21 protein-coding genes are annotated in these 21428 nt (G+C 70.7%); 11 read left to right on the forward strand and 10 right to left on the reverse strand.

Annotated elements, in window-relative coordinates; translation table 11 throughout:
* Nucleotides 1–45 precede the first annotated feature (45 nt).
* Genes MKL11_RS07000 through MKL11_RS07020 form a run of 5 tightly spaced genes read right to left on the reverse strand, consistent with a single transcriptional unit; the run spans nucleotide 46 to nucleotide 5352 of the window.
* Nucleotides 46–747: a substrate-binding domain-containing protein gene (locus tag MKL11_RS07000; RefSeq protein WP_243941611.1), complete on the reverse strand. Its 702-nt coding sequence runs from the start codon at nucleotides 745–747 to the stop codon at nucleotides 46–48.
* 29 nt (nucleotides 748–776) lie between these two features.
* Complete coding sequence (locus MKL11_RS07005) at nucleotides 777–1616, reverse strand: NAD-dependent epimerase/dehydratase family protein (protein ID WP_243941614.1); 840 nt, start codon at nucleotides 1614–1616, stop codon at nucleotides 777–779.
* 16 nt (nucleotides 1617–1632) lie between these two features.
* Entirely contained in the window at nucleotides 1633–2928 is a 1296-nt protein-coding gene (locus MKL11_RS07010; protein WP_243941616.1) for an MFS transporter, read from the reverse strand.
* Between the two features lie 41 nt (nucleotides 2929–2969).
* On the reverse strand, nucleotides 2970–4031 hold the full coding sequence (locus MKL11_RS07015; RefSeq protein WP_243941618.1) for a lactonase family protein: 1062 nt from the start codon (nucleotides 4029–4031) through the stop codon (nucleotides 2970–2972).
* Nucleotides 4032–4044: 13 nt separating this feature from the next.
* Nucleotides 4045–5352, reverse strand: coding sequence for an alpha-hydroxy acid oxidase (locus tag MKL11_RS07020; protein ID WP_243941620.1), 1308 nt, complete (start codon nucleotides 5350–5352; stop codon nucleotides 4045–4047).
* Between the two features lie 159 nt (nucleotides 5353–5511).
* On the opposite strand from MKL11_RS07020, the gene MKL11_RS07025 reads away from it, so the two are divergent.
* From MKL11_RS07025 to MKL11_RS07035, 3 genes are all read left to right on the forward strand, one after another.
* A complete protein-coding gene (locus tag MKL11_RS07025) occupies nucleotides 5512–6564 on the forward strand; it encodes a LacI family DNA-binding transcriptional regulator (RefSeq protein WP_243941622.1) in 1053 nt (350 codons plus the stop codon).
* Between the two features lie 95 nt (nucleotides 6565–6659).
* Nucleotides 6660–7331 carry an aspartate/glutamate racemase family protein gene (locus MKL11_RS07030; protein WP_243941624.1) on the forward strand — a complete coding sequence of 224 codons (672 nt, stop codon included), beginning with the start codon at nucleotides 6660–6662 and terminating at the stop codon, nucleotides 7329–7331.
* Nucleotides 7332–7334: 3 nt separating this feature from the next.
* Nucleotides 7335–8126: a hydroxypyruvate isomerase family protein gene (locus MKL11_RS07035; protein WP_243941626.1), complete on the forward strand. Its 792-nt coding sequence runs from the start codon at nucleotides 7335–7337 to the stop codon at nucleotides 8124–8126.
* On the opposite strand, the gene MKL11_RS07040 is transcribed toward MKL11_RS07035, so the two are convergent.
* Nucleotides 8123–9151 carry a hydroxyacid dehydrogenase gene (locus tag MKL11_RS07040; protein WP_243941628.1) on the reverse strand — a complete coding sequence of 343 codons (1029 nt, stop codon included), beginning with the start codon at nucleotides 9149–9151 and terminating at the stop codon, nucleotides 8123–8125. The genes MKL11_RS07035 and MKL11_RS07040 overlap by 4 nt on opposite strands.
* A gap of 4 nt (nucleotides 9152–9155) precedes the next feature.
* Nucleotides 9156–10361: an amino acid aminotransferase gene (locus MKL11_RS07045; protein ID WP_243941629.1), complete on the reverse strand. Its 1206-nt coding sequence runs from the start codon at nucleotides 10359–10361 to the stop codon at nucleotides 9156–9158.
* A 230-nt stretch (nucleotides 10362–10591) separates the two neighbouring features.
* Here MKL11_RS07045 and MKL11_RS07050 point away from each other — a divergent pair, with 230 nt between their 5' ends.
* From MKL11_RS07050 to MKL11_RS07060, 3 genes are all read left to right on the forward strand, one after another.
* The gene (locus MKL11_RS07050) at nucleotides 10592–11734 is read left to right on the forward strand and encodes a branched-chain amino acid ABC transporter substrate-binding protein (protein WP_243941631.1); all 1143 of its coding nucleotides are present in this window, start codon (nucleotides 10592–10594) and stop codon (nucleotides 11732–11734) included.
* A gap of 212 nt (nucleotides 11735–11946) precedes the next feature.
* The gene (infA, locus tag MKL11_RS07055; protein WP_007561169.1) at nucleotides 11947–12222 is read left to right on the forward strand and encodes a translation initiation factor IF-1; all 276 of its coding nucleotides are present in this window, start codon (nucleotides 11947–11949) and stop codon (nucleotides 12220–12222) included.
* On the forward strand, nucleotides 12219–13187 hold the full coding sequence (locus MKL11_RS07060; RefSeq protein ID WP_243941633.1) for a DMT family transporter: 969 nt from the start codon (nucleotides 12219–12221) through the stop codon (nucleotides 13185–13187). Before infA ends, MKL11_RS07060 begins: the two co-directional genes overlap by 4 nt.
* Here the strand turns inward: MKL11_RS07060 and MKL11_RS07065 are convergent.
* Nucleotides 13157–13459 (reverse strand): hypothetical protein, encoded by a 303-nt coding sequence (locus MKL11_RS07065; protein ID WP_092042366.1) that lies wholly within the window; start codon nucleotides 13457–13459, stop codon nucleotides 13157–13159. The genes MKL11_RS07060 and MKL11_RS07065 overlap by 31 nt on opposite strands.
* Before the next feature lie 176 nt (nucleotides 13460–13635).
* On the opposite strand from MKL11_RS07065, the gene MKL11_RS07070 reads away from it, so the two are divergent.
* Nucleotides 13636–14241 carry a sulfite oxidase-like oxidoreductase gene (locus MKL11_RS07070; protein ID WP_243941635.1) on the forward strand — a complete coding sequence of 202 codons (606 nt, stop codon included), beginning with the start codon at nucleotides 13636–13638 and terminating at the stop codon, nucleotides 14239–14241.
* Nucleotides 14216–14953 carry an FAD-binding oxidoreductase gene (locus tag MKL11_RS07075; protein ID WP_243941637.1) on the forward strand — a complete coding sequence of 246 codons (738 nt, stop codon included), beginning with the start codon at nucleotides 14216–14218 and terminating at the stop codon, nucleotides 14951–14953. The genes MKL11_RS07070 and MKL11_RS07075 overlap by 26 nt, the downstream gene beginning before the upstream one ends.
* Here the strand turns inward: MKL11_RS07075 and MKL11_RS07080 are convergent, their stop codons facing one another.
* Nucleotides 14954–16045, reverse strand: coding sequence for a calcium:proton antiporter (locus MKL11_RS07080; RefSeq protein ID WP_243941639.1), 1092 nt, complete (start codon nucleotides 16043–16045; stop codon nucleotides 14954–14956).
* A gap of 299 nt (nucleotides 16046–16344) precedes the next feature.
* On the opposite strand from MKL11_RS07080, the gene MKL11_RS07085 reads away from it, so the two are divergent.
* Nucleotides 16345–18117 carry a DEAD/DEAH box helicase gene (locus MKL11_RS07085; RefSeq protein ID WP_243941641.1) on the forward strand — a complete coding sequence of 591 codons (1773 nt, stop codon included), beginning with the start codon at nucleotides 16345–16347 and terminating at the stop codon, nucleotides 18115–18117.
* Between the two features lie 43 nt (nucleotides 18118–18160).
* On the opposite strand, the gene MKL11_RS33055 is transcribed toward MKL11_RS07085, so the two are convergent.
* Nucleotides 18161–19015 carry a hypothetical protein gene (locus MKL11_RS33055; protein ID WP_279600326.1) on the reverse strand — a complete coding sequence of 285 codons (855 nt, stop codon included), beginning with the start codon at nucleotides 19013–19015 and terminating at the stop codon, nucleotides 18161–18163.
* A gap of 262 nt (nucleotides 19016–19277) precedes the next feature.
* Here MKL11_RS33055 and MKL11_RS07095 point away from each other — a divergent pair, with 262 nt between their 5' ends.
* Nucleotides 19278–20753, forward strand: coding sequence for an ATP-binding protein (locus MKL11_RS07095; protein ID WP_243941642.1), 1476 nt, complete (start codon nucleotides 19278–19280; stop codon nucleotides 20751–20753).
* A complete protein-coding gene (locus tag MKL11_RS07100; RefSeq protein ID WP_092042374.1) occupies nucleotides 20750–21424 on the forward strand; it encodes a response regulator in 675 nt (224 codons plus the stop codon). The genes MKL11_RS07095 and MKL11_RS07100 overlap by 4 nt, the downstream gene beginning before the upstream one ends.
* Nucleotides 21425–21428 lie beyond the last annotated feature (4 nt).

A 21428-nucleotide genomic window follows, 5' to 3' on the forward strand; every position in this document is an offset into this window, starting at 1 on the left:
TGTCGTGCGCTCGCGGCGGCGGTGAAGGTGCCGCCTGCCAGGCGATCAGAAGGCCGGCTCGAGACCGCTGGCGCGGTAGGCCGCGGCCGCCTCCGGCGTGGTCAGTCCGGCGAGGAAGCGCAGGGCGCCGTCCCGGTCGGCGGCACCGCGCAGGATCGCGGCCGAGAAGGTCGTGACCTCCTGCACCGGCTCCGGGAACGGCCCGACCACCTCGATGCCCGGCACCACCATCAATTCGCTGATCTGCTGGACCGCGATATCGGCCTCGCCCGAGACCAGTTTTTCCGCCGTAAAACCCTGCGGGATGATCGTCGCTTGGGCGTTCACCACCTCGGCCAGCCCGAGCCGCGGGAGCAGGCCGGCGAAGTAGATGCCGCTGGCGCCGGTGCGCGAATAGGCGACCGAGCGCGCCGCGACGAGCGTCCGCTTGAGTGCCTCGACGCTGCCGATATCGGGATGCGCCGCGCCGGCCTTCACGGCGATGCCGTAGCGGGAGCGCACCGCGTCGACCCTGGTCGCCGGTTCGACTTTTCCGGCGGCGATCAGCCGGTCTAGGGCGTCGGAGAGCACGAACACCGCGTCGGCCGTCTCGCCGGCGTCGAGCCCCTTCATGATCACCGCTGTAGGCGCCCAGTCGATCGCCGCCCGGCCCCCCGCCGCCTCGAAGGCGGGGACGACATGGGCGTCGAAGGCGCCCCGCACCACCAGAGCGCATTTCAGCCGCGTCGTTCTTTGGTCGTCCGCCACGCCGGCTCCCATTGTCTCGGAGTTCGTCATCACCGGGCCGGCGGCTCGGCGCGGGAATAGGCGAGGGCGGTGAAGCCGCCGCCCTGGTAGCGCTCGATCACCGGGTTGCCGCTGGTCTTGGACTCGAGCGCCGCCGCGTAGGCATCGGCGCTGTCCTGCGGCGCCCAGCCGATCACGTCGCGGCCGTCCCGGCGCCACCAGGTCATGCGGCTGTTGTGCGAGGCGCCCCAGATCACCACCGTCCCCTTCGGCCCCAGGCTCGCAGCCAGGGTGGCGCGGCTCACCAGGCGGGTCATGTCGGCGTAGGACAGCCAGGTGGACAGCATCCGGGCGTCGGTGGGATCCGGGAAGCAGGAGCCGATGCGCAGGAAGACGCTCTCGACCCCGTGCTTGTCCCGGTACAGGCCGCCCATCAGCTCGCCATAGGCCTTGGACAGGCCGTAATAGCCGTCCGGGGCGAGGGCGCAGTCGTCGTCCAGCACCTCGGTCCGCTCGTGGAACCCGATCGCGTGGTTCGACGACGCGAACACCATCCGGGCGCCTTCACGGCGGGCCGCCTCGTAGGCGTGGTAGAGGCCGCGGATGTTCGGGCCGATCACGGTCTCGAACGGGTGCTCCACCGAGATCCCGCCGAAATGCAGGATCGTGCCGCAGCCTTCTGCCAGGCGCAGGATCGCCGGGCCGTCCTCCAGGTCGGCAAGCTGGAAGCGCGCGCCCTCCGGCAGCGGATCTGGGAACGGCACCCGGTCGGTCAGGCGCAGCGTCCAGCCCTGCGCGTCCAGCGCCTTCGTGAGCACCCGCCCGAGAGCGCCGGAGGCACCGCTGAGCAGGACGGGTTTTTGCGGGACCGTGTCGGTGAGTTCGCTCATCGGGTTCGCTCCGGGATCAGGCGGTCTTCACCGCGTTGAGGGGCGGGGCCGCCTGCGGGCTGTGCGGGCGCTTCACGAAGATCGCCATCGCGACGACGCCTGCGGCCGCGATCACGGCAGCGATGACGAAGGCGCTGGCGTAGCCGCCGAGATACTGTACGGCGAATCCCGTGGCGGTCGGCCCGATGATGCCCGAGATGTTGCTCAGCAGGTGGATGAAGCCGCTGACCCCGCCGACCCGCGCTTCCGGAACCAGCTCGTGGATCGTCGCCCAGCAGGATTGCACCGAGCTCGTCAGCATCAGCACCGCCAGCGCGATCAGCGAGACCGCCACGGCGGCGTTCGGCGCGGCGTTGACGGTGATCAGTGCGACGCCCGCGATGGCCAGCGGCACGATCGTGGTGATCTTCCGGGCCGCCAGCTTGTCGTCCATGCGCTTGTACAGCAGGTCGGCGACGATGCCGCCGCCGACATAGCCGACGAAGCCGCACGCCCACGGGATCGAGGCCACGAAGGCCATCTGCTGCACCGGCATGTGCAGGGCGTCGGTGAGGTAGCTCGGGAGCCAGGAGAGGAAGATGTACAGGGTGTAGTTCACCGCGAACATGCCGAGCCCCAGCGACAGCGTGCTCGGCAGGAACAGGTAGCCGCGCAGGGACCGCTCGTGGTCGGAGGCGGCGAGGTGCGACACTGCCCGGCTGCGCTCGACGAGTTCGATCTCCTCGGCGGAGACCCGCGGGTTGTCCCGCGGCCTGTCGGTCATGAAGATCCGCCACGCCACCACCCAGGCCAGACCGACCGCGCCGATGGCGACGAAGGCCACCCGCCAGCCGTACTGGATCGCCAGCAGCCCGACGACGGGCGCCGCGACGGCGCTGCCCACGGTCTGGCCCGAGAAGGTGAAGCCGATCGTCCGCGCCGTCTCCTCGCGGGGGAACCACGTGGTGATGGTGCGGTTCGTGGTCGAGTTCATCGGCCCCTCGGCGAAGCCGAACAGGGCGCGGACCACGAACATCTGGCCGAACCCGGTCACAGCGCCGGTGAGCATGCACAGGACCGACCAAGCGGTCGCCGCCCAGGTGTAGACGCTGCGCGGCCCGTAGCGGTCGGCGAGTTGGCCACCCACGAAGGCGAACAGGGCGTAGCCGAAGAAGAACGTGCTGAAGATCACCCCCAACTCGGAGGGCGAAAGGTTGAGATCCTGCTTGACGAAGGGCGCGGCCACGCCGAGCGCAGCGCGGTCCATGTAGTTGATGATCCCGGCGATGAAGAGCAGAGCTGCGATCAGGAACCTGTATCGTTTGGCGAACATCGGGCTTCCTCCGGTCTTGTCATGTTTTTGTTTGTATTTTTCTACAGGAACGCGATCGTGCAGGGGCTCGGGCTGTGGCGTGAGCCCGTCTGGGTGAGGTCGCCGCTGCCCGGGTCGATGGTGAATTCGACCAGGCTGTCGCCCTGCTCGTTGGCAACCAGCAGGTGGCCTCCGTCCGGCGCCAGCGTCATGAAGCGCGGGTCCCGGCCGCCGGATGGCGTCCAGCCGGCCGGTTCGAGGTGGCCGCCGTCCACCCGGAAGCGCGCGATCCCGTCCTGGCCGCGGTTCGAAGCGTAGACGAAGCGCCCGCAGGGCGTGACGACGATCGCCGCCGCCGTGCTCGCGCCGAAGAAGTCCGGCGGCAACGTTGGCACGAGGTGGAGCGGCGTGAGCGTCCCGGCTTCCGCATCCCACCGGCAGGTCGCGACGCTGGAATCCAGCTCGTTGACCAGGAAGGCCAGCGCTCCGCCGGGATGGAACGCGATATGGCGCGGCCCGGCGCCCGGGCGCAGTACGGTCTCGGAGACGATCTCCAGGCGGTCGCCGGCGAGCCGCAGGACGAAGACGCGGTCGAGGCCCTTGTCGGGCACGAGGATATGGCGGCCGTCCGGCGACAGGACGACGTGGTGCGGATGGGCGCCGGCCTGCTCGGTCCGGTGCGGGCCGGGCTCGCCCGGCATCGGCAGGACCTGCGCGGCCGGTTCCAGGCCGCCATCGGGCCGCAGGGGCATCAGGGCCACCGAGCCGCTGGCGTAGTTCGCCACGATCAGGAACCGGCCGCCCGGGTCGATGGCCTGATGGACGCTGTTGCTGCCGCCGGTCTCCGCGCTGCCGAGGCTGCGCGGCGAACCGTCGGGCATCACCGCGAAGGCGGTGGCCGATGTGCCGTCGCCCTGGACGGTGTAGAGCACGGCGCGCCTGGGATCGGGGACCAGGAAAGACGGGTTGTCCAGCCCGTCGACCCGGCCAAGATGCGTCCAGCCGTCGAGCCCGGCCCCGACCCGGTAGATATCGATGCCCTGGCCGCGCGCCCGGCGGCGCGCGGTGGTGAAGCAGCCGACGAAGGCGAGGCCGCGGGTGGCGTGGGGCGCGTCGTCGGTCATGCCTCTCTCCGGGTCAGCTCCGCCGCGGGACGCGGCGCAGGAAGTCCGGGTTGAGCTCGGACAGGCGGTTGATTCCGATCAGCGCCATGTCCCGATTGAGCTCCTCCTTGAGGATCCGCATGGCGTGCTCGACGCCCGCCACCCCGCCGAGCGCCGCGCCGAAGATGAACGGCCGTCCCAGCAGGACGAAGTCGGCGCCGAGTGCCAGGGCCTTCATCACGTCGGTGCCGCGCCGGATGCCGCTGTCGACGATGATCTTGAGATTGCCCTTCCGGGCGGCGATCTCCGGCAGCACGTCGAGGGGCGCGATGGCGTGGTCGAGCTGTCGGCCGCCATGGGTCGACAGGATCACGCCGTCGGCGCCGCAGCCGCGGGCGATCTCGACATCCTCCGGGGCGAGCAGCCCCTTCACCACGAGGTTGCCGGACCAGCGCTTGCGGATCGCCTCCAGGTTCTTCCACGAGAGCTGGTCCCGGGCGAGGGTGTTGCGCACCGCCCCTTGCGACATCATCGGCGGGCCGCGCTCGGCCTCGGTGTTCTCGAAATGCGGGGCGCCGTGCTTGAGGAAGGTCCGGGCCACGGTGCCCAGCAGCCAGCGCGGGTGGGTCGCGCTCTGCCAGGCCACCTTGGGCGTGACCTTGATCGGCATCGAGAAGCCGCTGCGGGTGTTGTGCTCGCGGTTGCCCAGCGTCGGGGTGTCGGCGGTCACCACGAAGGTCCGGTAGCCGGTGGCCGCGACCCGGTCGAGCAGGCGGTCGATCCGGGTCTGGTCTCCCGGCAGGTAGCCCTGGAACCAGGCCTGCGGGTTCTGCGCAAAAACGTCCTCCAGCTTGATCAGCGAGGAGGCGCTGAGGATCATCGGCAGGTTCATCCGCCGCGCCGCATCGGCGAGCACGATGTCGCCGCGATAGGCGATGAACGCCGCGCCGCCGAGAGGCCCGACTCCGAAGGGCGCAGCGTAAGTGTGGCCGAACAGCTCGGTGGCGGTATCGCGCCCCGAGGTGTCGCGCATCAGACGTGGCACCAGCGCGTAATCGGCATAAGCGCCGCGGCTATGGGCGAACGCCGCCCCGGTCTCGGCGCCGCCGGCGACGTACTGGAAGATCATGTGCGGCAGGAGCCGCTTGGCGTGCCGCTCGAAATCGTCGAGCGCCAGCAAGTCGCGGAACCGGTAGGGCGTGACCGCATCGCTGCGCCTGAGGCTGGTGACGAGAGCCTTCGGGCCGGCGATGCCGGGCGCCTCGGCATCGGCCTGGTCCACAATGGCCGAGTCGCGCTCCGTCGCCCCCGGGCCGGAGGCCGGCTGGTCGAACGTCGCCATCCGCGTCTCCCTAGATTCCGTCTCGGCCCGATATCGCGGAGCCGCGTGGTTTTTGAAAGCGCTTTCAGATAGCCAGGATCGCAGTGGAGTGTCAATATACTGCCGGTCCCGATCGCCGCCCGAGGCGTGGGCGGCAATGGCCGGGGGAGTCGGATTTCAGTGCTGGACCTGCCGGGGGAGATTCTGGAACCACTCGCGCGCAGCCCGGTGGCGCGGGACGTGGCCCATCGCGCCGGGGTCTCCACCGCGACGGTGTCCCGGGTCCTGAACGGCTCGGCCGGGGTCCGGGCCGACAAGCGCGAGGCGGTGATGCGGGCCGCTCAGGATCTCGGCTTCGTCGCCAACGGCGCCGCCCGGGCGCTCTCGACCCGCCGGTTCATGGCGGTGGGCGCCGTGGTGCCGAACATCGAGAACGAGGCGTTCGTGCGCGTCCTCTCGAGTTTCCAGGAACGGTTGCGGCAGGCGGGCTACACCCTGGTCGCGGCCAATGCCGGCTATGACCTCGAGGACGAGCTGCGCGAGGCGACCTTCCTGCTGGAACGCGGCGTCGACGGGCTGATGCTGGTCGGCGACATCCATCACCCCGATCTCCATACCCGCATCGCCCGGCACGGCATCCCGATGGTGCAGACCTTCAGCCTGTCGCGGGAGCGCCCCTGCGTCGGCTTCGACAACGCGGCGTCCGCGGCTCGGGCGGCGAACTACCTGATCGATCTCGGCCACCGCCGCATCGGCGTGATTTCCGGCCTGCGCAAGGACAATGATCGCGGCGGCGCCCGCGTCACCGGCATCGCCCAGGCGCTGGCGGCCCGGGGCCTGACGCTCGCCCACGAGCACGACATCGAGATCTCGTACGGCATCGGCGGCGGCCGCGACGGCTTCCGGCAGATGCTGGCCGGCGGCCCGCCGCCCACTGCGATCATCTGCGGCACCGACCAGATCGCCTTCGGGGCGATGATCGAGGCCCGGGCCCGGGGGCTCGACGTGCCCGGCGACCTTTCCGTGATCGGCCACAACGATTCCGACTTCGCGCCCTTCCTCGACCCGGCGCTGACCACCATCCGGATCCATTCCGCAGAGATCGGCCACGCCGCCGGAGACCACCTGATCGCCCGCATGCAGGGTCGCCCGGTGGTGCGCCTGACGCAGATCGACGCCGAGCTGATCCTGCGCGCCAGCACGGCGCCGCCAAGAGAACAGGACCGCGGCTGACGCAGATCGGCGATATCTTGCCACCGTTTTGAAATCGCTTACAAGACCGTCAACGGCGACCGGACGTCGAACCGCGCAACATCCCGGGAGACAGCATGGCCCCCCGCATCGTCCTTCTGCACGCGACGCCGGTCGCGATGGCTCCGATCCAGGCGGCCTTCGCCGAGCGCTGGTCCGAGGCCGAGACGGTCAATCTGCTCGACGACGGCCTGTCCCTCGACCGCGCCAAGGAGCCCGGCGCGATCTCCGAAGGCATGATCGACCGCTTCGTCCGGTTCGGACGCTACGGTTACGACATGGGCGCCGACGGCATCCTGATCACCTGCTCGGCCTTCGGGCCGGCCATCGACCGGCTGATCGAGACCGTGCCGGTGCCGGTGCTCAAGCCCAACGAGGCGATGTTCCGCGCCGCCATCGCGCAGGGCACCCGCATCGGCATGCTGGCGACCTTCGGCCCCTCGATCGGCACCATGACCGACGAGTTCGAGGAGTTCGTTGGCCAGTCTGGCCGGTCCGCGACCCTGCGCACGATCCTCGTCGACGACGCCATGACGCGCCTGCGTGCGGGCGACGCCGAGACCCACAACCGTCTGATCGCCGAGCGCGCGCCGGAACTCTCCGAGTGCGACGCGATCATGCTGGCGCATTTCTCGACCTCCCGGGCTTCCGAGGCAGTGCGCGCCGTGGTCGATGTCCCGGTCCTGACCGCCCCCCACGCGGCGGTGGACCGGATGCGCGCCATGATCGAGACGACTGAGAGGGCCTGACTCATGAAGCTCGGTGCTTTCTCAGACCGCCTCAGCGGCCATTGCGGCTTCCTGTTCACGGAGCTGCCCCTGCCCGAGCGGTTCGCCGCCGCGGCCAAGGCCGGGTTCCGGGCGGTGGAGCATCCAAACCTGTTCGCGACCCCGGCCCGGGAGGTCGCGAGCTGGCTCGATCGGGCCGGCGTGCCGCTCGTCCAGACCGGATTTCCGGCCGGCGACGCGTCCAAGGGCGAGAAGGGCTTCGCGGCCTTGCCCGACAAGGTCGCGTATTACCGCTCCACCATCGCGCCCACCCTGGACTACGTCGCACAGCTCGGCTGCCGGATGGTCCACCCGATGGCCGGCGTCCGGCCCGCCGGAGTCGAGCCTGCCCGGCTCTGGGACACCTATCTCGACAACCTCGCCTTCGCGGCCGACGCCGCCAAGGCCCGCGACATGACGGTGATCGTCGAGCCGATCGGCCCCGGCTCCATCGCCGATTACGTGATCGACGACCCGCTGAAAGCCGTGGAGGCGATCCACACGGTGGGCCGGGACAACGTCAAGCTGCTGTTCGACGCCTATCACTGCGTCTGCCTCGGCTACGATCCGGCGGCGCTGATCCGCGCGCACGCGCCGCTGATCGCCCATGTCCAGATCGCCGACGATCCGGGTCGGCACGAGCCCGGCACCGGCACTATCGCGTTCGGGCCGATCTTCGAGGCCCTGGAGGCGGTGGGCTATGCCGGCTTCGTCGGCTGCGAATATCACCCGGCCGCCGGCACCGAGGCCGGCCTCGGCTGGATGCGGGCGGCCTAACCGAGCAGCCGCGCCCGGCGCTCCAGGACCGCGGGCCAGACCTCCGGATTGACCAGGCGGGGCGGCATCGCGCCCATTAGGAGGCCGACGATCTGCTCGGCGCCCCAGGAGGCGACGTTGCGGCGCGCCTCATGGGTGACGCCGGCGGTGTGGTAGGTCGCCACGACGGTGTCGAGCGTGAGCAGCGCCGAGCCGAGGGGCGGCGGCTCCGGTGCCCAGACATCGAGGCCGGCCCCCGCCAGATGGCCGGAGGCCAGGGCCTCGGCGAGCGCCGCCTCGTCGTGCACGCCGCCGCGCGCCGTGGTGATGAACAGCGCGCCGGGCTTCATGGCGGCGAAGGTCTCGGCGTCGAAGCTGCCCCGGGTCGTATCGTCGAGCGGGCAGTGCAGGGAGACGATGTCGGACTCCGCGAGCAGCCGCGCGCGGTCTACCGGCTCGCCGCCGCGGGCCCGGATATCGTCGGCCGAGAGCAGCGGATCGTAGGCCAGGACCCGCATGTCGAAGCCGCGGGCGAGCTTGGCGACCTCCCGGCCGGTATGGCCGATGCCGACGAGGCCCAGGGTCGCGCCGCCGATCTCATGGCCCATCAGCGATTCCCGCGAGAAGCCCCGTTCCGTCCGCAGCAGCCTGTCCGACACGCAGATCTTGCGGGAGACCGCGAGCATCAGGCCGATGGCCAGCTCCGCCACCGAGCGGGCATTGCCGCCGACCTGGTTGACCACCGCGACGCCGGCGCGGGTGCAGGCGGCGGCGTCCACCGTGTCATAGCCCGCCCCACCCGAGGAGACCGCGAGCAGGTTCGGGCAGGCGGCCAGCAGGTCGTCCGTCACGTGCCAGCGGCGGGGAAGCTCGTCCCGGGCGGGCGAGACGTGGAAGACGTGAGCCTGCGCCAGCAGGGCCTCAAGCGCTTCTGGCGGCCCCTGCAGGTCGCCGACCTGCAGGTCGATGTCGGGCTCGGCCCTCAGCCGCGCGTCGAAGACCGGGTTGATCCAGAGATTGAACCGGCAGACGCGCTTGAGGGCCACCGGGTCAACCCCTCACCACTGCATCGATCGCGTCGACCACGTGGTCGATGTTGTGGGTGTTGACCGCCGCCACGCAGATCCGGCCGGTCTCCAGGGCGTAGACCTCGTGCTCCTCGCGCAGGCGCGTGGCCTCCGCTGGGGTCAGGCCGGTGTAGGAGAACATGCCCTTCTGGGCCTTGATGGCGTCGAAGCCGCGCTCGGGGTGGCGCTGCTGCAGGCTGTCCGCCATGCGCACCCGCATGGCGCGAATCCGCTCGCGCATCTCGGCGAGTTCCCGCTCCCAATCGGCGCGCAACTCCGGATCGTTCAGCACCATCTCGACGATGGCGGCGCCGTGGGTCACCGGGTTCGAGTAGCTCGCCCGCACCAGACGCTTGGCCAGGGACTCCACCTTGGTCTTCATGGCCGGGTTCTCGGCCACGATCGTCAGGGCGCCGACGCGCTCGCCGTAGAGCGAGAACGACTTCGAGAACGAGGAGGCGACGAAGAATTCCTGGCCGGATTCGGCGAACAGCCGCACCGGCGCGGCGTCTTCGTCCAGGCCGTCGCCGAAACCCTGGTAGGCGATGTCGAGGAACGGGATCAGGCCGCGCTCGGCCAGCAGGGGCGCGAGGTCGCGCCACTCATCGGGGGTGAGATCGGCGCCGGTCGGGTTGTGGCAGCAGGCGTGCAGCACCACGATCGAGCCCTTCGGCAGGCCTTCGAGATAGGCGCGCATCGCCGGGTAATCGACGCCGCCGGTCTCGGCTGAGAAATACGGATAGTCGACGACGGTGAAGCCGGCCTGGGTGAACAGCGCCTTGTGGTTCTCCCAGCTCGGGTTGCTCACCGCCACGGTGGCGCCGGGATTGAGCCGGGCGAGCAGGTCCGCGCCGGTCTTGAGTGCGCCGGTGCCGCCGATGCTCTGGAGCGTCGCGGTGCGATTCTGCTTGAGGATCGGGGCGCCCTCGCCGAACAGCAGGGCCTGGACCGCGTCGCGGAACGGCTTGGTGCCCTCGATCGGCCGGTAGGTCTTCGGCAGGCCCTTCTCGATCCAGCGCTTCTCGGCGGTCTGCACGGCGCGCAGGCGCGGCACCTTGCCGTCGGCATCCGTGTAGACCCCGACCACGAGGTTGAGCTTTTTGGTGCTCGGGTCGGCGTTGAAGGCCTCGAACAGGCGCATGATCGGGTCGAGCGGCGCGTCCTGGATGCCGGCGAACAGCGAGGTCATGATCGTCAATCGTCCCAGAGGTCTTCGATGCGGCGCGTGCGGGCGGTTCTATCCAAAGTCGCGGGCCGGCCGACGCCCTTATTTCGCACATCGCGTCCGCCCGCCAGCGCTTCCGCGCGCGGCAGCGTCCCGATCCGCTCAAGGATGAGCCGGTTCTGAAACCGTGATCACGCCCGCGAAGACGCCGATGCGCGCTTTCCGCCCGGGCCGGCCGACCCTAACGTGTGCGGATGAAGCACAGTCTCGCCCTGATCATTGCCAGCCTCCTGTTCGCGGCACCGGCCGCCGCGCAGGCGCCGGTGCGGATCGGCCTGTCGGCGCCGCTCTCGGGGCCGGATGCCGCCTACGGGCAGGGGCTCCGGCAGGGCGCCGAGCAGGCGGTGGCCGATCTCAACCGGGCCGGCGGCGGGCGGCCGAAATTCGCCCTCGTGCAGGCCGACGATGCCGGCGACGCCCGGCAGGCTGTCGCCGCCGCGAAGAAGTTTACGGCCGACGGCGTGCGCTACGTGATCGGACCGTTCGAATCCGGGGCGGTCGCCGCGGCGGCGCCCATCTACGAGGAGGCGGGCGTCGTCATGGTCGCGCCTGGCGCCACTTACGCGCCCCTGACCGGCCGCGGATTCGGGATCCTGTTCCGCCTAGCTCCGAGCGATGCCCAGCAGGGGCGGGCGGCGGGGAGCTATCTCGCCAAGGCGTTCGCCGGCCGGCGCATCGCCATCCTGAACGACCGCTCGACCTATGGGCGCGGCCTCGCCGAGGCGGTGGCGGCGCGGCTGAAGGAGGCCGGCACCCCGGAGGTGCTGTTCGACGGCTTTCCGCGCGGCACCCGCGACCTCTCCGATCTCGTCGGACGGCTGAAGGCGGCCCGGGTCGACGCTGTGTATTTCGGCGGCCTCGCCCCGGAGGCCGCCACGCTCGTTCGCGCCCTGCGTGAGGCCGCCATCGGCACCCCGCTGGTGGCGAGCGACGGCATCCTCGATCCCGCCTTCGCGGCCAGCGCCGGTTCGGCCGGGGAGGGGACCGTGATGACCTTGCCGCCCGATCCGCCGCGCCTGCCCGAGCCGAAGGGCGGCAAGGCACCGGCACGCAGTGCCGAGGCCGAGAGCGTGGCGGCCTCGGGCTACGCGGCGGTGGAGGTTCTGGCCCAGGCCTTGGAGCGCGCCCGCGCGGCGGATCCGAAAACCGGGCGCATCCCGGACGGCCGCAAAGTCGCCGAGGCCCTGCATGGCACCCAGCCGGTGCGCACGATCCTCGGCCCGGTCGGCTTCGACGAGCGCGGCGACCGGACTGCAGGCGCGGTCACCCTTCGGGTCTGGCGCCGGACGCCGGACGGACGCCTCGACTACGCTGGCAACGACGTGTCGGGGCCGTGAAACCCGGCAAATCATGTCCACGACTCACGGCGCCGAGGAGAGCATGACTTGCCGCGGGATCGTGTGACGACTACATGCGGGCGGCGTCGCTCAGCAGGCGCGGACCGTCCGTCGGATCGGATCCGCGCCCTGCGGCGTTTCCCGAGCTTGATGACAGCCGAAAAAATTTTGCCGGAACGCCTGCTGCCGGACGGTCCGACTGGAGAAGGTGCATGGCGAAAGAAGAATTGATGCAGTTCGACGGTCTCGTGATCGAGATCCTGCCGGACGCGCGCTACCGCGTGCAGCTCGACCAAGGCCACGAGATCGTGGCCTACACGGCCGGCAAGATGAAGAAGAACCGCATCAAGACCCTGGCGGGCGACCGGGTCACGGTCGAGATGTCGCCCTACGATCTGGAGAAGGGCCGCCTCGTGTTCCGGCACAAGGACGAGCGCTCCGCGGGTCCGCGCCCGCAGGTGCGAGGCGGTCAGTTCCGCCGCCGTTGAAGCCCGTGCGCGCGACCCGGGTCTCCTCGGTCGCGCCGGCCTATCTGCTCCTCACCCTCACGGCCCTGCTCTGGGCCGGAAACGCCGTCACCAGCCGCTGGGCGCCGGGCCATATCTCGCCCCAGGTGATTACCACGTTGCGCTGGGCGGTCGCCTGCGCGGTGCTGGCGCCGTTCGCGGGTCGCAGGCTCGTGGCGGAATGGCCGCTCCTGCGCCGGCACTGGCTGCGCATCCTGCTGATGGGCGGGCTCGGCTACACGGCCTTCAACTGCCTGTTCTACGCCGCCGGCGTCTACACCAGCGCGGTCAACCTGGCGCTGTTCCAGGGGGCGATCCCGGTCCTGGTGATCGTGATGAACCGCCTCGCTTACGGCGTGCCGGTCACCCCCGGCCAGATGATCGGTGTGGTCCTGACGCTGATCGGCGCCGGCCTGGCGGCGACACACGGCGACCTTTCCGTGCTGACGCGCCTCGACTTCAACCGGGGCGACGTGCTCGTGTTCGGCGCCTGCCTGCTCTACGCGGGATACACGATCTTTTTGCCGAAGCGCCCGAAGGTCTCGGCCCTAGCGTTCTTCGCCGCCATGGCGATCGCCGCCTTCGTGACCTCGCTGCCGCCGCTCGCGGTCGAGTGGGCCTCCGGGCACGCTGTCTGGCCGGGGCCGGAGGGCTGGGCGATGGTCGCCTTCGTCGGCCTGGGGCCGTCGCTGCTGGCGCAATTGTTCTTCATGCGCGGGGTCGAGCTGATCGGCCCGAACCGGGCCGGGCTGTTCGTCAACCTCGTGCCGATCTTCGGCGCGATCCTCGCCGTCCTGCTGGTCGGCGAGCCGTTCGGGGCGATCCAGGCGATCGCCCTGGCCCTGGTGCTCGGGGGGATCGCCTGTGCCGAGCGCCTCAAGCCGGCGCCGGCCGTGGCGGCGACCCCCGAAGCCGCCTATTCGCAGACGCGCACGCGCCGGATGTAGACGTCGCCGTAGGGATCGACGGTGCGGCGGCGCTCGAAGTGGCAGACCGGACCGTAATCCTCCTCCACGTAGACCGGCGGCGGGGCGCGGTAGACCGGGCGGCCGGGATAGTAGCCGTTGTTGGCCGACGCGATGGCGCCGCCGACCGCGAGGCCGCCGAGAACGCCGAGGGCCGCCGCGCCGCCGGCGCCGATCCCGTCACGGGCCTGGGCGGCCGGCGCGAGGGTGGCGAGGCTCCCGACGATGAGGCTCGTCGCGAGAAGGTACTTCATGACATTCCCCCTGATGGGTGCGATTCGATCCGGGATAGCCCGACTATCACACCCTAGCTTTGGGGCGTTTGTTCGGCCGCACATCGCGACGTGATGGGGCGACTTGACGTGGGGTGTTCCGACGCACCAAACCCGGGGCGAACCCACCAGAACAACAACCGAGCGCGGAGGCCGGCATGGTGACACGGGGCTTCGTCGGGCGCAGGCAGCCGCCCGAGACCGGCGCGCGCATCCCGCCCGGCCAATATCTCACCGACGACTTCCCGATCCTGCAGATCGGCCCCAACCCGACGGTCGACCTCGCCACCTGGCGGTTCACGTTGCGCGAAGGCTCGCGGCCGATCAAGGCGTGGAGCTGGGCGGACTTCGAAGCGCTGCCGCGCACTACCTGGCAGGGGGATATCCACTGCGTCACCAAGTGGTCGAAGTTCGACACCGCCTGGGAGGGCGTGAGCGTCGACGACCTGCTGGCCGATGCCGGCATCGCTGCGCCGACCGCCTTCCTGCTGGCGGAATCGTTCGACGATTACACCACCAACGTGCCGGTGGCCGACCTCGTGAACGGCCGCGCCATGGTGGCGACCCGCTATGCCGGCCAGCCGATCCACCCGGACCATGGCGGCCCGGCGCGGCTGCTCGTGCCGCACCTGTACTTCTGGAAGAGCGCCAAATGGGTGAAGGGCTTACGCTTCACGACAGTCGACACGGCCGGCTTCTGGGAGCTGCGCGGCTACCACATGTACGGGGATCCTTGGCGTGAGCAGCGCTACACCGGTGACTGAGCCGATCGTCTTCCGTTGGCATCACGCCGAGATCACCGCCATCGCGCCCGTCACCCCGCAGGTGAAAAGTTTTCGGCTGCGCTGCGACCTGGCGAAGGCCTACCGCGCGGGTCAGCACGTCGACGTCCGCCTCACCGCCGAGGACGGCTACCAGGCCCAGCGCAGCTACTCGATTGCCTCGGCGCCCGACGGCAGCGGCACCCTGGAGCTGATGATCGAGGCTCTGCCCGACGGCGAGGTCTCGGGCTGGTTCTCGCAGGCCGCCGAAATCGGCGACCGCGTCGAGCTGCGCGGGCCGATCGGCGGCTCTTTCTCCTGGGACGGGCCGGACGGCGGGCCATTGCTCTTGGGGGCCGGCGGCTCCGGCGTGGTGCCGCTGCTGGCTATGCTGCGCCGGCGCGCGCAGGTCGCCCCGCAGATCCCGGCGGCCTTGATCTACTCCGCCCGCACCCGCGCGGAGGCAATCGCTCTGCCCGAGCTGGAGCGCCTCGCCGGCAACGGCACGGGTTTCTCCCTGCACCTCACCACCACCCGGGATTCCGGCGGCCGGCGGATCGACGCCGCCCTGGTGGCCGGCGCCCTGGCGCGGATCGGGCAGCCGCAAAAAGTCTTCCTCTGCGGCTCGAACCGCTTCGTCGCCGCAGCCTCGGACCTGATCCTGGCGGCGGACGTCCCGGCGGGGATGATCCGCACCGAGCGGTTCGGGGCCTGATCAGGGGCTGAAGATCAGCACGAGGTAGACGAAGAACACCACGAGGTGCACCGCCCCCTCCAGCACCGTCGTGCGCAGGCCCGAGAAGGTCTGCATGCTCAGGATCAGCGTCACCGCCAGCAGCGTCATCTCGGTGGGCTTCAAGCCGAGAACCACGGTCTGGCCGGTGAGCAGGCCGATGGTGAGGATCGCCGGGACGGTGAGGCCGACCGTCGAGGTGGCCGCCCCCAGGCACAGATTGATCGCCCGCTGCAGCTCGTTGCGGGCGATGGCCTTGAGCGCCGAGATCGCCTCCGGGGTGAACACGATCGCGGCGATCAGCACGCCGCCGAGCGCCGAGGGCGCGCCCAGCGCCGCGATGCCGTGGTCGAGGATCACCGCCAGGCTTTTGGCAAGCAGCACGATCGGCACGACGTTGGCGAGCAGCAGCACGACGTGCTTGGCGATCCCGCCGCCCGAGATCGAACCCGCGCCGGACCCGGCTTCCGCCTCGACCTCGGAATCCTGAAAAAAGTCGCTGTGGCGGCTGGTCTGGATCAGCAGGAATACGCCGTAGAGCGCCAGGGTGAAGACCGAGAAGGTCACCGCCTGAAGGGTGGTCAGCGTGCCGTCGGCGGTCGAGCTGGTGAAGTTCGGGATGATCAGCGCGATGGTGGTTAGCGGGATGATCACCGACAGGAAGGCCGAGGCCCCCTGCAGGTTGTAGCTCTGCTGGTGGTGGCGCAGGCCGCCGACCAGGAGCCCGAGGCCGACCACGCCGTTCAGCACGATCATCAGCACGGCGAACATCGTGTCGCGGCCGAGCGTCGGCGCATCCTTGGCCGAGAGCATCACGGCGGAGATCAGCGCCACCTCGATGATCACGATGGAGAGCGTCAGCACCAGGGTGCCGAGGGGCTCACCGAGACGATGGGCCAGATCCTCGGCCTCGTGCACGACCCCGAAGGCCGACCAGACGATGACCGCGAGCAGCCACGCGAACAGCCCGCCCGCGAACCAGGGCTGTGCCAGGTCGCCGAGCCAGGTCTTTCCGAACCACGCGAAGGCGAGGACCGTCGCCCACGCCACCGCCAGCCGCAGGACTCCCGTCATGGTCTCGATCGTCTCCGGTCGGATCGCTCTGATGGCACGATGCACAAGCCCAAGCCGTGTCTTAGGTCAGATGACCGGTAAGGCCAGGGTTGCCGGATCGCAGCGGGGATTTTGAAGTGGACGACGCAGGCCCACTGCGTCCGTCTGAGCCGGCGCAACCGGCCCATGCCGTGGCGGGAGTGGTCAGAAGGCCCGGTTGGCGCTACCATCAGGCACCCGAATAAAGTCCGGTGCCTGATTCCTCCGCCGCGCGATGGCGCGCTGCCGGGCGCGGCGCGGCCGTTGAGAGTTTCCGTAACTTGCCCTTCCCGACCCTGCCCGCCCCTCTCGCGCGGGCCCTGTCCGAGCGCGGCTACGCCGATCCCACCCCGGTCCAGGCCGCGGTGCTGGAAGCGGCCGCCGGCGCCCGCGACCTCCTCGTCTCCGCCCAGACCGGCTCCGGCAAGACCGTGGCCTACGGCCTGGCCATGGCCAACATGCTCATCGGTCCCGAGGCCGGCGAGGCCGAGATGCTGCCGCCCCCCGGCGCGCCACTCGCCCTTGTGATCGCCCCGACCCGGGAGTTGGCGCTTCAGGTCCAGCGCGAGCTGCTCTGGCTCTACGCCCCGGCCGGCGGACGCGTCACCGCCTGCGTCGGCGGCATGGATCCCCGCCGCGAGGCCCGGATGCTGGCCGACGGCACCCATATCGTGGTCGGCACCCCGGGCCGCCTGCGCGACCATCTGGAACGCCGCAACCTCGACCCGACCGGCCTGCGCGCCGTGGTGCTCGACGAGGCCGACGAGATGCTCGATCTCGGCTTCCGCGAGGATATCGAGTTCATCCTCTCGGCCACCCCGCCGGAGCGGGCGACCTACCTGTTCTCGGCGACCCTGCCGAAGGCGATCGAGGCCCTGGCCGAGCGCTACCAGCGCAACGCCCTGCGGCTGGCGATCAAGGGCGAGAGCAAGGGCCACGCCGACATCGCCTACCGGGCGGTGCGGATCATGCCCCGGGAGACCGAGCACGTGGTGCTCAACCTCCTGCGCGAGGCGGATGCGCCGACCGCGATCGTATTCTGCAACACCCGCAACGCCGTGCGCCATCTCCAGGCGAGCCTCACCGAGCGCGGCTTCTCGGTGGTCGCGCTCTCGGGCGAACTCGGCCAGGGCGAGCGCAACGCCGCCCTCCAGGCGCTCCGCGACGGCCGGGCGCGGGTCTGCGTCGCGACCGACGTGGCCGCCCGCGGCATCGACCTGCCGTCGCTCAGCCTCGTGATCCATGCCGACCTGCCGCACGACGCCGAGGTGCTTCAGCACCGCAGCGGGCGCACCGGCCGCGCCGGCCGTAAGGGCACCTCGGTGCTCCTGATCCCGAATTCGCGGCGCCGCCGCGCCGAGCAGATGTTCGCCATCGCCAAGGTCAGCCCGGAGTGGTCCGGGCCGCCCTCGGCCGACGATATCCGGAAGCTCGATGGCGAGCGCATGCTCTCCGACCCGCTCTTCTCCGAGCCGCCGGCCGAGGAGGATATCGCGCTGGCCGGCGCCCTGCTCGCCGGCAAGACGCCGGAAGAGCTCGCCGCGCTGCTGGCCCGGGTCTACCGCACCCGCCTGCCGGCGCCCGAAGAGGTCAGCGATCCCGGCGAGGGCCGTGCGCCTCGCGGTGTCAGCGAGCGCCCGCCCTACGACCCGATGAACCCGGAGCAGATCGCCGCCCTCGGGCCGGCGGTGTGGTTCCGGCTCAATCTCGGACGGCGCGACAACGCCGATCCGCGCCGCCTTCTGCCGATGCTCACTCGCCGCGGCGGCATCGGCCGCCAGGAGATCGGGGCGATCCGGATTTTCGACCGGGAGACCAAGTTCGAAATCCGCGGCAACGCGGCGGCGCGCTTCGCCGAATCCTTTGCCCGCAACGGCTCGCCGGAGATCCAGGTCGAGGCGCTGGCGGGCGACGCCGGTCCCGCCGAGCGCAAGAGCGGCCCGAGCGGCCCGAAGGGTTTCGCCAGCCCGCGGGCCGGCAAGCACCAGCGCCACGCTGAGCGGTCCGGTCCCCGGTCCGATGCCAAGCCGGGCCGGAATACCGGCCGCAGCTAATGTTTTGGATTACCGCCTGGGGCGTCGTCCCCCGGCGGTAATGTCAAAAAACCTTTTTGACGGCGTCGCCCAGCGCGTCGACGCTTTCCTTCAGCTTCCGTCCGGCCGGCGCCAGGGACGGAAGCTTGATGCCGAGCACCTCGGTCTCCTCGTCGGCCGGCTCGGCCTGCGCGACGGTCGCCGCGGCCGCGCCGGGCTTGGCGGTGTCGGCGGTCTTCTTCGCCACGGGCGGCTTGGTCGCGGCCACCGCCTTGCGGGCGGGTCTCTCGGGCGGAGCCGCGGCCGGCGTCGTGGCGACCGGCTTGGCCGCGGGCACCGCGGCGGGCACGACCACGTCGCGTGCCCGGACGGTTTCGGAGGCACGCGGCGGCTGCAAAGCAGCGGTCCGCGTCGGGGGCAGGGGCATCACGACCTGACGGGCGGCGGCGATCGGCATCACGGGGGTCGGGGTGGGGATACGCTGGGTCGGCGCCTCGGGCACGGCCACGCTCCTGGCGGGCGTCGGCCCTGCGACGGGCAGGGCCTTCGCCGAAGCCGAAACAGCGGGACTCGCGGCAGCCGGCGCCAACGCCTCCGGCAACGCGGCCATGCGCAGAGCCGGCTTCTCCGGTTCCGCGGGCTTCGCCGCGACGGGGGCCGCCGGGGCGACGCCGGCCACGGCCGGGAGGCCGTCCTTCAGCTCGGGCCAGTCGGCGGCCCGGCTCATCGGCGCGCGCTTGACCGGCGTGGGGGCGGCGAGCCCGGCCATCAGGGTCGAGGCGGCGACGCCGAAGCCCGCGACGGCGCCCGCGCCGACCAGCCCGACTAGGACGAGCCGCAGATTGGATTTGCGTCCGGGACGGGCCTCCGGCGACCGATGCGGTCTTGTATCGGACGGGTCCAGGGCGAGATCGATCATGGTCCGGGGTCTCTAGACACGATGCACGGCGCGCGCGACCGGGCTCCCCATGACCGGCCGCCTCTCTCCGTTATTCGGAGATGGGTCGACACCAGAGCCGATAGAGGAACCGCAATACGGCGCAAAGATGTCGGCTCGAATTGCGTTCCCGGCCAGTCGAGGATCGGCTATCCACAAGATAAGCCGAGATCGCTTAAGGATCCGTCATCGCATCCACCCCGGCAGGGCGGATGCCCCCCCCCCTTCCGCGCCGGGCCGGGGCATGGACATCGCCGACACGCCCGCTATGCGTCTGACCGTGGATACGACACCGAGCCTGCTGCCGACACCTGCGCCGCCGCCGACATCCCGCCGCTCCGGCTTCCGGCCTTGGGCCGACGGGTCGACCCGGGCGCGGCTCGTCGCCGTGGTGCTGTTCATCGATGCGCTGGCGGCCCTGATCTCCTGCGGGGTGATCGTGTTCAACGCCCGCAATGCGGTGCGGGTCGAGACGCGCGCTTCCCTCGCCACCGTGGAGTCCCTGGTCGCCGACACGATCCGCCTGTCCGACACGACCTCGCCCGACACGCTGCTGCAGACCCTGGACCTGCGCTTCAAGGTCCTGCGCCACGTCCGGGTCGCGGTCCTCGAGCCGGACGGCGACCAGGTCGGCAAGCCGATGCCGCCGCAAAAATCCGAGCGCGAGGCGCCGCGCTGGTTCGCTGATCTGATCATGCCGCCGATCGAGCGCCACACCCTGCCGATCGTCGTCAACGGCCAGACGCTCGGCACCGCGCAGATCACCACCCAGCCGATGGACGAGATCGACGAGATCTGGGGCTATGCCCGGGCGCTCTCGATGACCACGCTGGCGATCAACGCGGCGATGCTGATCGCGCTCTATCTCGCCCTCGGGCGCATCCTGGCGCCGCTGCAGCGGCTGGGCGCCGGCCTGACCCAACTGGAGCACCACGACTACACCGCGCGCCTCTCCCCCCCCGGCGCCCGCGAACTCGCGGTGATCGCCGAGCGCTTCAACAAGGTCGCCGCGGCTCTCAGCGAGGTACGCGGCGCCAATGGCCGGCTGAACCGCCAGCTGCTCACCGCTCAGGACGACGAGCGCCGCCGCACCGCCCTGGAACTGCACGACGAGTTCGGCCCCTGCCTGTTCGCCCTGGAGGCCAACGCTGCCTCGATCGCCCGGATCGCCTCCGGCCCGGCCGAGCCCAATCGCGAAAAACTCGCCGCCCGGGCGGCCGAGATCAGCGCCATCGTCGGGCAGGTCCAGACCGTCAACCGGGAATTGCTGAACCGCCTGCGTCCGCACGGGCTCGGGCAGGCGCCGCTTTCCACCTGCCTCGACCTGCTGCTGCGGGGCTTCGGCCAGCGGCATCCCGCCACCAGCTTCGTCGGCCGGTTCGACGGCCTGGCCCGCGGTTACGGCGAGCTCGTGGACCTCACGGTGTTCCGCTGCGTGCAGGAGAGTGCGACCAACGCCGTCCGCCACGGCGGCGCCAGCCGGGTCGAGGCCGAGGCCGTCGAGGTGGACGGCAGACTGCGCGTCACGATCCGCGACGATGGCATCGGAATCCCCCACGAACATCGCACCGGGCTCGGTCTGTCGGGGATGCGCGAGCGTGTCGAGGCGCTGGATGGGACCTTCGCCCTTGACAATGCCGGCCCCGGCGCAATCGTCACGATCCTGATCCCCGTTCCGCCGGAGCGGGTCGACGAGAACAACAACGCGCCGAGCGCATGAACGCCATCGCCTCCCAGATCGACGCCGCCGCAACACGCCTGCCGGTCCTCGTGATCGACGATCACCCGATCGTCCTGCAGGGCTGTCGACGAGTCCTCGAGGACTCCGGTGTCGAGACCATCGCGGAGGCGACCACGGTGGTCGGTGGCTACCGGATCTTTCACCGGCTGCGGCCGCCGGTGGTGATCTGCGACCTGACCTTCCAGGGCAGCGGCATGGCCGGGCTCGGCCTGATCCGGCGCATCCGCGCGGTCGCGCCGGAGACGCGCATCCTGGTGTTCAGCATGCACAACGATCCGGTGATCGTTGCCCGCGCGCTGGAGGCCGGGGCGCTGGGCTACGTCCTGAAGGACCACGCCTCGGCCGAGCTGTTCGAGGCGTTCGGCAAGGTTCGGATCGGCGAGGTCTATCTCGACCGCCGGCTCGCCACCGAGGTGGCGATGCTGCGCGCCGATGCCCGCCGCACCCCGGAATCCCAGCTCACCCCCCGGGAGCAGCAGATCCTGGCGCGGCTGGCCCAGGGCCGCTCCTACGGTGCCATCGCGGCCGACCTGTCGGTGAGCTACAAGACCGTCACCAACGCCTGCTCGCAGATGCGCCAGAAGCTCGGCGTGCGGACGCTCGCCGAGCTGATCCACGTGGCCGTCACCCACGCCCAGCGGCAGGGTTAGCAAC

The sequence above is a fragment of the Methylobacterium sp. J-077 genome (assembly GCF_022829365.1).
Classification (GTDB): domain Bacteria; phylum Pseudomonadota; class Alphaproteobacteria; order Rhizobiales; family Beijerinckiaceae; genus Methylobacterium.

What these genes read in the sequence shown, in the direction of transcription:
- MKL11_RS07010 (WP_243941616.1), bottom strand. Translation starts at nt 2,928, where the DNA reads ATGTTCGCCAAACGATACAGGTTCCTGATCGCAGCTCTGCTCTTCATC.
- MKL11_RS07065 (WP_092042366.1), bottom strand. Translation starts at nt 13,459, where the DNA reads ATGAAGTACCTTCTCGCGACGAGCCTCATCGTCGGGAGCCTCGCCACC.
- MKL11_RS07050 (WP_243941631.1), top strand. Translation starts at nt 10,592, where the DNA reads ATGAAGCACAGTCTCGCCCTGATCATTGCCAGCCTCCTGTTCGCGGCA.
- infA (WP_007561169.1), top strand. Translation starts at nt 11,947, where the DNA reads ATGGCGAAAGAAGAATTGATGCAGTTCGACGGTCTCGTGATCGAGATC.
- MKL11_RS07070 (WP_243941635.1), top strand. Translation starts at nt 13,636, where the DNA reads ATGGTGACACGGGGCTTCGTCGGGCGCAGGCAGCCGCCCGAGACCGGC.
- MKL11_RS07080 (WP_243941639.1), bottom strand. Translation starts at nt 16,045, where the DNA reads ATGACGGGAGTCCTGCGGCTGGCGGTGGCGTGGGCGACGGTCCTCGCC.
- MKL11_RS07030 (WP_243941624.1), top strand. Translation starts at nt 6,660, where the DNA reads ATGGCCCCCCGCATCGTCCTTCTGCACGCGACGCCGGTCGCGATGGCT.
- MKL11_RS07005 (WP_243941614.1), bottom strand. Translation starts at nt 1,616, where the DNA reads ATGAGCGAACTCACCGACACGGTCCCGCAAAAACCCGTCCTGCTCAGC.
- MKL11_RS07095 (WP_243941642.1), top strand. Translation starts at nt 19,278, where the DNA reads ATGGACATCGCCGACACGCCCGCTATGCGTCTGACCGTGGATACGACA.
- MKL11_RS33055 (WP_279600326.1), bottom strand. Translation starts at nt 19,015, where the DNA reads ATGATCGATCTCGCCCTGGACCCGTCCGATACAAGACCGCATCGGTCG.
- MKL11_RS07020 (WP_243941620.1), bottom strand. Translation starts at nt 5,352, where the DNA reads ATGGCGACGTTCGACCAGCCGGCCTCCGGCCCGGGGGCGACGGAGCGC.
- MKL11_RS07045 (WP_243941629.1), bottom strand. Translation starts at nt 10,361, where the DNA reads ATGACCTCGCTGTTCGCCGGCATCCAGGACGCGCCGCTCGACCCGATC.
- MKL11_RS07015 (WP_243941618.1), bottom strand. Translation starts at nt 4,031, where the DNA reads ATGACCGACGACGCGCCCCACGCCACCCGCGGCCTCGCCTTCGTCGGC.
- MKL11_RS07035 (WP_243941626.1), top strand. Translation starts at nt 7,335, where the DNA reads ATGAAGCTCGGTGCTTTCTCAGACCGCCTCAGCGGCCATTGCGGCTTC.
- MKL11_RS07100 (WP_092042374.1), top strand. Translation starts at nt 20,750, where the DNA reads ATGAACGCCATCGCCTCCCAGATCGACGCCGCCGCAACACGCCTGCCG.